The sequence below is a fragment of the Rapidithrix thailandica genome, assembly GCF_039710355.1.
Classification (GTDB): Bacteria; Bacteroidota; Bacteroidia; order Cytophagales; family Flammeovirgaceae; genus Rapidithrix; species Rapidithrix thailandica.
Genome location: NZ_JBDKWZ010000004.1, coordinates 276,519 through 288,598, shown reverse-complemented (window position 1 = coordinate 288,598; position 12,080 = coordinate 276,519). Strand labels below are relative to the sequence as shown.

Here is a 12,080-nt window from a genome sequence, read left to right as displayed (position 1 = left end):
AGTGTTCTGTTATTCGAAAATCTGTCCGAAGTTGTCCCAAGCCAATTTTCTCCCGGTTGTAAAACCTGAAACACTCCTTCCCAAAAAGTACAACTTCCGCTAATATAAGGGAAGATATTCATCTTTCACTACATACAAATGGAAAGAGATGATCCGTACCCCCGTCCATGTAGAAGCAGCCCACCATGTTTCAAGTGGTATTTGTCACCTAGAGTTACTCCGACAGAGGCTTATCAGTTGCACCTCTTACTGAATACTGTCAAATTCATAGAGGGAAGTGGCTTCAGGCTAAGGATCCGCCTGACATCACTTCCCTCTATGGTAGAGTTCTTCCAGCATTGAAGACAGGTTGATAGCTCGGTGCTATGGTTTTATACATAATCCGGCCATCACATTTTTACCCTACTGTACATTTTGAAAAACAGGCTCAATGAAGCGTACACAACTGTCAACTTAAGGAGCTAGGCCCATCCTTACCTTTAATTTTAAGAGCCAGTTTAAAACTCCACCCCCATCTCTTTAAACTGGGCTGCGGCATGCAAAAAATGTGCAGTGATCCAATACACCGTCCAAGACTCGGAATACCCCCCCCGTAGTTTGTAGATATCAGACATATCGCCATGTTGGGCAAAATTGGTTTGTTGAAGTTGTTCTCCTTGAGAGCCATAAGGGTCGATCATTTGCCCACAAGTCCTAAACATGACTTGGGCCAGTTTTTTCAAGGCTTGATTACCGGTAAGTTCACCCATTCTGTAAATTGCAGGAGTATATAAGACCCCATACACATCCAAGTGTTGATTCTGGGGGGAAACACCAGTCCAGCCCCGGGTTTTAAAGTGATGATCAGCCATTCTTCCAGCTGGTAAAGGAATATCCCACACTACCGTATAACTCAATACTACATCACAAGCATGTTGGGCCCATTGCAAATATTGAGGTTGCCGGGTAGCTTCATAAGCGGCTAAAAATCCTTGAAACGCCCCCCAGGCGCCTTCTTTGTCTTCGCAGGTGGCATCTAAGGTCCCTCCCCAATAGGGTTCTTCCATATTCAGATGACGCTTTGCATAATAGTCTGCTGCTTTCAGGGCTGCCTTCTGGTAGCTTGCATTCTTAAAAAGATCCGCAGCCAGAAGCAAAGGAGAAATATAAAAGGCTTCGGCTGTATTGCGAGGATGCCAGTCCTCTGACAACAACCGTTGGGCATGTACTTCACAGGCCTTTTGTAAAAACGTCTCCCAGTTTTTCGTATTCAATTGCTGATTTTTTCTAGCGGTGCGGATTGCTAATGCAATGTTATTCATCGCTTGTCCTTCTGAGACCGGGTCCGGGCTATGCCATTGATTTTCCTGTAACTCATACCTAACGGGAAAACCTTTCTCACTAATAGGGCTGGTGCAAATATGATCCATAGCACTCTGTACTTTCTTCCAGATCGCCTCATCTTGTAATTCTTCTTGTAATACTTGTAAAGCGTAAAGAGGGGCTTCCGACTGACCGGCCCACCCTAAAACAATGCGTGGTTTGGCAAAACCGGGATACATATTATACCCGGCATAGTTTTCACCCTCCACCCATCTAGCTTTAGTAAAGCGGTATTTGGTTTTGATGATTTCATCAACGGTAGGAAAGGTCTCTGCATAAAAAGGTTTAAAGAGGTTGATAGAAGTATACAAAGGGCGTTGAAAAGCTGTTCCTTGAGCTTTTGAGGGAAAAGCTTCCAAGTAAAAAGTTTTTTCAATCACTGTTCCGGGTTTCATTCTTATATACGTTTCTCCATAGGGCATAGCTCTCTGTTGTAGCGCTTTAGCTACGCTTTTTTGTCCATTGTAGGTAACGGGCCCGGAGAGCAAACGCAGTTCGGTATCGGTTTCATACGCCTTCACCCCCATCGACCACCACTGGTCAAAATGATTTCCTCCATACACCGGGCTAGGCAAACTATGCAAAGCCGCTCCATAGTATTGCTCCTTTTCCTCCCATTCCAAATTGGCAAAAGGCATAGGAAAACGGTGTTCTTCAAATAATGCTTCCTCCCCTTTCCTTCCATGAAAAACAGGTACTTTATGGCGGCCGTTTTTTTCACCGGAGGGGTTGCCATAGTAAAGAATTCCGGGTAAAAAGGCTTCTACCTCTCGGGATGGGACTTTCCAACGAACGGATAAGGTAATATTTTCCAAGGTTTCTTTCCCTTTCCATTCAAAACGCCTGATGCATTTCACCCGGCCCTCTTCCTGGCGGTAAGCATCCCGTAAGTTCCATTCCCCTTGCGGGAGTAGTAATTTCCCTTTTACTATTAGCCATTCATCATTTTGTTCTATTTCAGTGGCTTGGGCATGTTGCCAAGCTGTCGGCCAATTTTGCCGCCATTGTGTAGCAATTGACCAAAGCCCTTCTTCCGGAGCGTACATTAAGTTTTTTCCATGATTTTTAAGCACAACCTGATACCCCTTATCCTTTGGGATCAATTCTAGCACTTGCGCATATGCCCCTTGAATAAAGAAAGAGAAAAAAATTAAACTGTAAACTATTCTTAACCTATAATACATTGTGTATGTCTTATTATTTTGTTTTATACTTATTTCATCTGCTAACGGCTCTTCATTTTCAACACGTCTTCATGAAGGATGAATACCGGATGACAAATAAGGCAGTGAGAGTGGAAAACAGTAAAAACGGATCCTTTGCCTGGCTTTTCCACCGACCGGTTTGGCTGTCTTGTGCTATTAAAAGGCCTGATGTCCGAAGTATCGCCCCTCCAACCAAGCCGGTAGATTTGATTCTTATTTTTACTTTTTGTTTTCATTTGCAAGAGAAAACTTATAAACCGTTGTGGATTGATATGTTTGACCGGGCTCTAAAATTACAGAGGGAAAACCGGGTTGATTCGGAGTATCCGGAAAATGTTGCGTTTCCAAACAAAAGCCATAGCGGTGTTCGTAAACACGTTGGTCTTTACCGGTCAGGCTTCCGTCCAAAAAGTTTCCCGAATAAAACTGGACACCCGGCTCGGAAGTAAAGACTTGCATTTTACGTCCTGATACAGGCTCCACTACTGTGGCAGCCTCGAACAGCTGTTCCCCTGTCCGGTTCAACACAAAGTTATGGTCATAGCCCCGGCCAAATTTTAATTGGGTGTCTTCCTTCTGAATTCTCGCTCCAACTGCAACGGCCTTCCGGAAGTCAAATGCTGTACCCTCCACCGGTTGCAACTCTCCGGTAGGTATCAATTCCTGATTGACCGGACTGAACTTCGAGGCATAAATCGTCAGTTGGTGTTCCAGAATATCGCCCTTGCCGGCTCCTTTCAGGTTAAAGTACGAATGATTGGTCAGGTTGACGATGGTTTTCTTATCTGTTGTGGCATAGTACTCAATTTTCAAGGCATTTTCATCCGTTAAGGTATAAACTACTTTGACCGACAGATTCCCCGGATAACCTTCTTCACCGTCAATACTATGATAAGAAAGCAATAGCTTTACATTTTTTTCATCCACCAGGTATTCTGCATCCCATAAGACTTTATCAAAGCCTTTTTTTCCTCCGTGCAAATGATTGCTGCCGTCATTGGTAGCCAAAGAATACAGTTCTCCATCCAACTCAAATTGCCCCTTGGCAATCCGGTTGCCATAGCGGCCAACAATAGCACCGAAATATGGCGAGCCTTTTAAGTAATCCTCCAGATGGTCAAACCCTAACACAACATCCTCTAACTGCCCTTCCTTATCCGGTACCCAGAGCTGGGAGATGATTCCACCGTAATTGGTGATTTTCACTTTCATTCCCTGACTATTTTGCAAAGTAAACAAGGTCACTTCTTTACCTTCTATCGTCCCAAAGGATTCCTGTTCGACTTGTGGATAATCGGAAGGAGATTTTTCTTCTTTTTCCTGTTGATTGGCTTGCCTTTGCTGGCAAGCCAATCCTATTCCTACGATTCCACAGAAATACACGAATTGTTTGAATCGAAATTTCATAGGTCATTCTTTAATTTACAGGAAAGATCTTATACAACTGTAAATGGAGCTGTTTTAATTGTTCAGTATCCATTTTGATTTTTTTGCGATCATAAGTAATTAAGCCATTGACTTCGGCTTCCACATCGGTCGTTTGGGTATAAATGGCTGCCGAAAGCCCTTGGGTGATCAACGGTTTTAAGGCTTCCATCAACTTTTGATACCGTCCCAACAGATCATCTGCATTTTTAAAACTTTGATATCCCCAATTGTCCTTTTTCTGCCAAGTATGGTTTTCTATGGGCAAACCCAAACCACCAAATTCCCCCAACACCAGGATTTGTTCTTTGCCAAACAGACGGGGTCTGGGCATAGCAGGATCCGGATAGTTATGCAAATCCAAGATATGCCCTACCGGGTAAAAGTTTCCGCCACTGGCACTGTTCACCAAGCGGCTGGGATCATATTGCATGGTCCATTCGGTTACTTCCACAGTTTTAAACTGTCCCCAGGCTTCGTTAAAGGGCACCCATACCACAATGGAAGGGAAGTTATGAAAAGCATCCATGATAGCTTTCCACTCCGTGCGGAAAATCGCTTCGGATTCAGGTGTTCTGCTTCTTTCGGTCCCGTCTGTCACCCCGGGTCGTTGGCTCCAATGATTTCCCCCCATATCTCCACTGGGCATATCTTGCCATACCAGCATCCCCAGTTTGTCGCAATGGTAATACCAACGGGCCGGTTCTACTTTCACATGTTTCCGGATCATATTAAACCCCATTTCTTTAGTCTTTTGGATATCATATACCAAAGCTTCCTCCGAAGGTGCAGTATACAATCCATCCGGCCACCAACCCTGATCCAAAGGGCCATATTGGAAGACAAACTCATTGTTCAACATCATCCGTTGTATTCCGTTTTCATCGGGCTCCATACTAATTTTACGCATGGCAAAATAGCTCTCCACCGCATCGATCGTTTGCTTTCCCCTTTTCAAACTGATTTTCAAATCGTATAAATAAGGATTGTTTGGAGACCACAGCTCCGGGTTTTCCAAATAAACTGAGAGCGGCATTCCGGCAGGACCACTATGAGTAGAAAGGACTTTTCCCTGGTCTACTACTTGTACTTGAAGTTGATCACCAGGTTGAACATTCATCACGACCGACTGTATGTGCAGGCGTTGTTGGTCGAGATCCGGAGTATTTTTCAGCAAATGGATGTACGTTTCCGGAACGGTTTCCAGCCATACGGTCTGCCAAATACCACTCACCGGCGTATACCAGATAGCATGCGGTTTATTAATTTGTTTTCCCCGGGGTTGCGGTCCATCATCGGTAGGATCCCACACCGACACCACTAATTCTTGTAAGCCCTTGCCCTGCAACGCCTCTGTGATATCAAACGAAAACGGATCATAGCCTCCTTCATGCACACCGATTTGCTGACCATTGACATATACGGTAGCTTGCCAATCTACCGCACCAAAGTGCAAAAGCACACGCTTTCCCTTGGATTTCGCATTGACTTTAAACTGTCTCCGGTACCAAAGCAACTGTTCCTTCCCTACAGTCTTTTTCACTCCGGAAAGGGCTGATTCTACCGGAAAAGGCACCAAAATCTTACCTTCATAACCGTCCGGTTGCGAGGCTCCCTTTTCTTTTATAGCATACTCCCAGAGGCCGTTCAGGTTTTGCCATGTTGCCCGTTGCATTTGAGGCCGGGGGTATTCCCGATGGACTTGTCCGGGATTTACGTTTTCGGCCCAGGAGGTCATTAGACCGCCCTTCACCGGTTGCCAATCTTGCGCAAACAAGTTGAAAAAAAACAAGGTTAAAAAACAAGTTAAATAACTAATTCTAAGCATTGTATATAATATTTAAAAACAAATATGAATTCACATTCTTCATTAAAACCTCTTTCTTCAAAACATTGCAACATTAATTTCCTATTCCGAATGAAAGCTTTAATCATCAGGTGTCTGTTTCGCTATCCTTTAAACTTAATTCCCTCCAATTCCCCCCAGAGGCTAAGGGGCAAAAACAACCTTCATTCATTGTCAACCCAACACATTATGGCAAATGGATTTTACGTACCAGCGAATAGTTGCGAGCCGTTTGGCTCAGGGATTTGACCCCTATTCTTACAAAAACATATTCGCGATTGCTTAACTCTCCTAACTCCCCTTCTATCGTAACCGCTTCCAGGTTCTCTACCTCTTCTGCCAGTAATACAAAGCGGAGTTGATTATTTTCCGCATCGCAAAACCGGGTAGTCGACACATACACTTCTATGCTTTCCAGTTCTTTACCTGTCACCGGTTGCTCCACATGAAAGGAGGCATTCAGGATTCCGGTATTCACTGTATATTGAGGTTCCTCGATAAAAAAGAAAGGCAGCACCTCAATGTCTTGAACCGTATGGCTGTGCACAATCACTTCGGTAGTATCCAAATCATTGACAAAGGCTCCTACATCCTTTCTTCGAACAATTTTGTATTGACTCTCAAACAATTGGGCGGAAAAGGTACCGTCCTGGTTTACATTTACCGGGATAGCTTCCCGGAACGGCCATCCCGGCTCATACACATCCAGGGTAATTTCCGCATTTTTCACCCCCACCGGTTTTCCCTCATACAACAATTGTCCGGTCAAGACAGAAGCAGGTTCGTCATAATTATCGTATGCACAAGCTCCAGACAGCCCAACCAAGCAGAGCAATATATAGAGATGGATTTGTTTCATATTTCAATCGTATTTTCCTATTAAACAATAAGATTTGTCACTCGGTACTTTCTTTGAGGCCAAGCCGTAGCCCATTGTTTTTAATGCCCGGGATTTTTCACCAACTTCGGGTTATTATTCAAAGCACCTTGCGGGATACTTGAATAGTAATTTTCCCGAGTAAATTTCCTGCTTTCATACAAGCGGGGCGGAGTCAGCTTCACATACACATATTTTTTGTGGAAAGGAGCTCCCGGATGAAGGATTTGAAAAGGGTATAAAGCATGAGGGTGTGATGCTCCGTCAAATACCTGATCGGCCATACGCCACCTGCGCAAATCATAGTACCGGTGCCCTTCGAAAGCCAGTTCTATCCTTCTTTCTTTGCGAATCAAGTTTCTGTCGATATAGGAATAACTACCGGGGCCAAATCCTGCCCGTTCCCGCAGCTGGTTGATGTATTCCAGGGCCAGTCCATCCTGATTTAGTTCATAGGCCGCTTCGGCCGCATTGAGCAATACTTCCCCATACCGGAATACAGGCCACCAGTTATCGGCCAAGGTAGAGCGCTGTCCTGCCCCCGGATCATCCGAGACAAACTTTCGCAAGTAAAATCCGGTGTTGGTAATATTTACATTATTATTAGGTCCATCCCAGCCTAACAGTAGATTTCCCTCCTCATCTTTTGCTCCCAATTGATCACTGCGCAACGTATCATATGTTGACGTTGCCGTATTCCACTTGATCAATCCGGCCTGGATACTGGCCGTTTTGCCCCGGAAGTCCAAACCCGGATAGACAATGGTAGCGGCAAAACGTTTATCTTTATGCATAAACAAATCTTCCGGATGATCAAAATATACCGGTTCTCCGTTGCTTTCCCGGATTTTCACCTCCCCGGCTTCTCCATTCAGGTAATCAAAAGCCTCCACGAGCTCCAATACCGGAGTAAGATTGCCCCCTTCATCATTATCTTCTTTGGCACTGGGAGTAGAGTTTTGAAAAGTAAACCAATTGCGTTTGGTAGGCAGCAAAAAGTCTTCGCAAAAAATCATTTCCGTGTTGCCATTCTTCCGCATAAAAAGATCGTAAAAATCCGGATGCAACTGGTATTGACCACTTTCAATGATTTGCTGTGCCGCCTCCAAAGCCCGTTGGTAATATTCCGGACTCTTGGCTGACGGAATTCCTACCTCACCATTCTCCAAGGTAACCGGAATTGCCATTTGCGGATTGTATTTGCTCAAAGAAGCGGCATATAACATGGCCCGGCTTTGCAAAGCCAGAGCAGCCCATTTGGTAGCGCGTTGCTTTTCAGTAGGGCTATCGGGCAAATCCTGGTGAAGGATTGACAATTCCTGTTGGATAAAGTCGTATACCTCTTCCTCCTTGGCCCTGGGAAATTGCAGGTAGTCCATATTTCCCGAATAATCATAACTGTAAGACTGCAGGATCAGTGGAACACCTCCCATGCGCTTTACCAATTCGAAATACACAAACACCCTTAAAAAGCGCCCCTCAGCGGCCAAATGCACTTTATCACTTTCCGGGAAAGTGGATTTTTCTACATTTTCAATAAAAAGATTAATATCTCGCACCAGACCATAGTCCCAATAAGAAAACCAATCCAGGGGAATCTCCTTTATCCGGTTCAGGCCGTCACCACTACCACTCCACATGGCTTCTCCGCTCCGTTGCATCACTTCCTGGTCAAAATCTCCGGTGGGCAAACGGTCATATAAATTAGCCAGCACGCCTAAAGCCAGAGACTTATCTCTCCATACCACTTCTTCTGTAAGGACATCTTGCGCTTCACGGTCAAGCCAATTACAACTTTGAGAAATACTTATCGAAATAAAGCTTACTAGCAATATGATTTTTTTCATGATTTCTTCCGGTTAAAAAGTTAAGTTCACGCCCAGGTTGACTGCTACGGATTGTGGATACATACGCCCGTTTCCGGCACTTACTTCCGGGTCAAGCACTTTGAGGTTATCCAAGGTGAGCAGATTAAAACCGTTGGCATATACCCGGACTTTTTCCAGTTTGACTTTTTCCAAGTACTTTTTAGAGAAGGTATAACCCAACTCCAATGTCCTCAATCGCAGGTAATTGACATTTTTCAACCAAAAATCCGAGTGGCGGTTATTGCTCGGCAAACCGTCTTGTCGGATAGAAGGGTACTTACCGGCAACCCAAGCACTGTTCGGATCAAACAAATCTTTGCGATGCCAGCGATCCATCAATTCTACGGGAACATTCCCCCCTCCCAGAAAAGGCTGTCGCATTTCGCTGTTGAGAGTCACCTGGTACTTGCCCGCACCTTGAAGTAACACGGACACATCAAATCCCTTCCATTCGGCGCCCAGATTGATGCCAAAATTGATCAATGGCAGCCCCGCTCCATAACCGATAGGCCGCTGATCCAGTGTGTTAATGATTCCATCATTATTGTGATCTTTATAAATGATATCCCCCGGCAACAAGGTAGAATTCCCTTTGCCATCCACATCCACCGGATAGTTGTTGATTTCTTCCTGTGATTGGAACTGACCGATCGATTCATACCCCCAATTGATATTGGTCCAACGGTCTTCGGTTCCGTTCCGGTAATGATGCCAGGAACTTCCGAAACGCGGTTTGTACACCTCCAAAAATTTATGCCGGGCTAAGGTAAAGTTGGCACCTATCGAATACTTAAACTCAGCAAAGTGGTGAGTATAATTCAAAGCCGCATCAAAACCCGTATTCATATCGGATTCCAAGTTTTCCTTCGGCAAGGAAATACCGATTTCATTGGGGATGACCACGTCATTGCGCACGGCAGTCAAGCCTTCCCGTTTGCGTTTAAAATAATCAATAGAGCCGGAGAGTTTGCCCTCCCACAAAGAGAAGTCGAGTCCGATATTCATATTGATTGTTTCGATCCAAGACACCCCGGTAACCGGCAAACCCCGGGCTTGAATACCCGTCACGGTTCTCCCATCAAAAATAGCCATTCCCTGTCCATAGTTATATCCGGGGATATAATCAAAGTTGCCAATACCTACATTGTCATCTCCCAGCTTTCCTATAGAAGCCCTGAGTTTCAAGTCAGAAATAACACGTCCTAGTGCCTCTTTAAAAAACACTTCTTCGGACATACGGTACCCGACAGACAGGGATGGAAATAGTCCCCAACGCTTGCCTTTGGGAAACTTCCAGGAGCCATCATAACGGCCTGCAATTTCCAGGATGTATTTATCGGAGAAGTTATAGTTGAACCTGGCAGCAAAACCCATTCGAGCGGATTCGGTATAGCGGTCTTGTATTTCCTGAAATTCATCGGTTTTAATGAGATCGAGGTATTTGGAAGCAGGATTCGCCCTTATCCAAAAGCCCGGTTCTTGCCGCTCGGTCATTTCAAAAGCGACTACGGCACTCACAGCATGTTTCCCAAAAGCTTTGTCATAATTCAACTGACTTTGCAACATATTTTCTTCGATGTACTGCACATCCCGATCGCGATAGGGGTTGTCATTCCCACCGGTCCGGTTATACACATCATTTTCCCGGTCATAGGTATAGGCATCGTAGGCATATTCATGTACGTCTGCATGCTGTTGAGCAAAATAATACGAATACAGTGTTTTGACTTTTAGTCCGTCTAAGGGGAGTATGTATTCGGCATTCAGGTTGCCATGAAATACCCGCCACCTATTTTTTAAATACCCGGACTTTTCATAGCTCATCAAGGCATAATTAAAAGCCGTACGGGGACCATTGTCAGCAGGGTACTCAGGATTATCATTGGCAAAAGGCCGTTCGGTAGGACGATTTCTAAACAGGGCCCACAAGGGAAAGGTAAGATCGTCAAACCATGGCAGTCCTGGATTTTTGCGGGTTTCCACCCGGGCATTGATTTGCGTACCGATGGTCAGCCGATTGACTATTTCCCCACTAATGTTATTTTGAATATTAAAGCGCTTAAAATTAAAACCTTCAAAAGATCCCTCTTGGTTTACATAACTGGCACTGAGGTAGTAATTGATTTTTTCGGAGCCTCCGCTGGTGTTGAGGTTTGCATGTGTCATCGGAGCCAGACGATTCACTCCGAAATCGTACCAGTCAAACCCCCGATAACCCTCCTCGGTCCCTTCACGCCATTTACCCAAGTCTTCGGGTGTCCAATTGGTTTCTCCAAAGCGGTTGAGGTCCGATTCAATTTGCCCCTCCACATATTGAGCGGCATTGGCAAATTTCGGAAAACGAGTCCATGCTTGTACTCCGGTATATATATTGATGTTCACCTGATTTTCTTCTCCTCTCTTGCCCCGTTTTGTCGTCACCAGTACGACACCATTAGACGCTTTAATTCCGTAAATAGCCGCTGAAGCGTCTTTCAAAACCGTTACCGATTCGATATCATTGACATCCAGGTTATTAAACTGTTCTTCGTCTTTTTGAATGCCATCAATCACATACAAAGGGGTGCCCATATTGCGGATTTGGATGGAAGTAGCACTTCCCGGCCGCCCATCCGTATGGCGGGAGGTAATGCCAGCCATCTTGCCAATCAATGCGGTGGAAACATTCGGAGCCGTACTTTTCCGTAACAACTCTTTGTTTACTCTAACCACCGAACCGGTTATCGACTCCTTTTTCAAGGCACCATACCCTACGACTACAACTTCCTCTAACTGAGAGACATCCGGTACCATTTCCAAATCAATAACCGTTTGTGTGCCTATGCTAAGCTCCTGGGTGACATATCCGATAAAGCTAAATTGCAAGACCAGCCCTACTTCCACCTGAATATTGTATTGCCCATTAACATCTGTAGTCGTACCCAGAGAAGTCCCCTTCACCAAAATGCTCACACCGGGCAGGGGTTCACCTCCTTCCTCTGACGTTACCGTACCGCTCACCCTTACTTTCTCTAGTTTGCGTCCGGTCATATCTTCCACGGGATATTGGTTTTGCGGAAGTTTTCTGACAAAAATATTTTCATTAATGCGCTTAAACCCCAAATGGTACTTTCCGGACAAACGGCCCAACAACTGGTCCAAAGAACAGTACCCGATGTCAATACTGACTTTTTGATCGTCCTTCACCAAGTCGCGGTTATAAGTGAAGTACAGATTGGTTTGTAAAGAAATTTTATGAAACACCTTTTTTAAAGGCATATCTTGTACTTCCAGAGAAAGATAAATGTTCTCCAACCTTTTATACTCCTGGGCATTCCCTTCTTTTGCCAGCAAAAAACCGTACAGAAAGAGCTGCAATAACAAACCACACAAGGCGTATCGAGACATAATAACTATTTGTCTTAGTAATTTCCATTTCATATCTTTAAGTCTTTATGATAAGAGATTATCATGAATAGTCAGTTAAATTCCGACCTACTCCACTCACGGCCAAATGA

Annotated in this window: 6 protein-coding genes; all 6 read right to left on the bottom strand. The window is 44.7% G+C overall.

Annotated features, from left to right (window positions below; all coding sequences use genetic code 11):
• Window positions 1–497: 497 nt before the first annotated feature.
• A complete protein-coding gene (locus AAG747_RS08860) occupies window positions 498–2,408 on the bottom strand; it encodes a hypothetical protein (protein WP_346820800.1) in 1,911 nt (636 codons plus the stop codon).
• 378 nt (window positions 2,409–2,786) lie between these two features.
• Window positions 2,787–3,974, bottom strand: coding sequence for an aldose epimerase family protein (locus AAG747_RS08855; RefSeq protein WP_346820799.1), 1,188 nt, complete (start codon window positions 3,972–3,974; stop codon window positions 2,787–2,789).
• 10 nt (window positions 3,975–3,984) lie between these two features.
• Window positions 3,985–5,820, bottom strand: coding sequence for a glycoside hydrolase family 2 protein (locus AAG747_RS08850; RefSeq protein ID WP_346820798.1), 1,836 nt, complete (start codon window positions 5,818–5,820; stop codon window positions 3,985–3,987).
• A gap of 205 nt (window positions 5,821–6,025) precedes the next feature.
• Window positions 6,026–6,697 (bottom strand): DUF3823 domain-containing protein, encoded by a 672-nt coding sequence (locus AAG747_RS08845; RefSeq protein WP_346820797.1) that lies wholly within the window; start codon window positions 6,695–6,697, stop codon window positions 6,026–6,028.
• 80 nt (window positions 6,698–6,777) lie between these two features.
• A complete protein-coding gene (locus AAG747_RS08840; RefSeq protein WP_346820796.1) occupies window positions 6,778–8,562 on the bottom strand; it encodes a RagB/SusD family nutrient uptake outer membrane protein in 1,785 nt (594 codons plus the stop codon).
• Between the two features lie 12 nt (window positions 8,563–8,574).
• Window positions 8,575–12,003, bottom strand: a complete 3,429-nt coding sequence (locus AAG747_RS08835; RefSeq protein ID WP_346820795.1) for a SusC/RagA family TonB-linked outer membrane protein — start codon at window positions 12,001–12,003, stop codon at window positions 8,575–8,577.
• Window positions 12,004–12,080 lie beyond the last annotated feature (77 nt).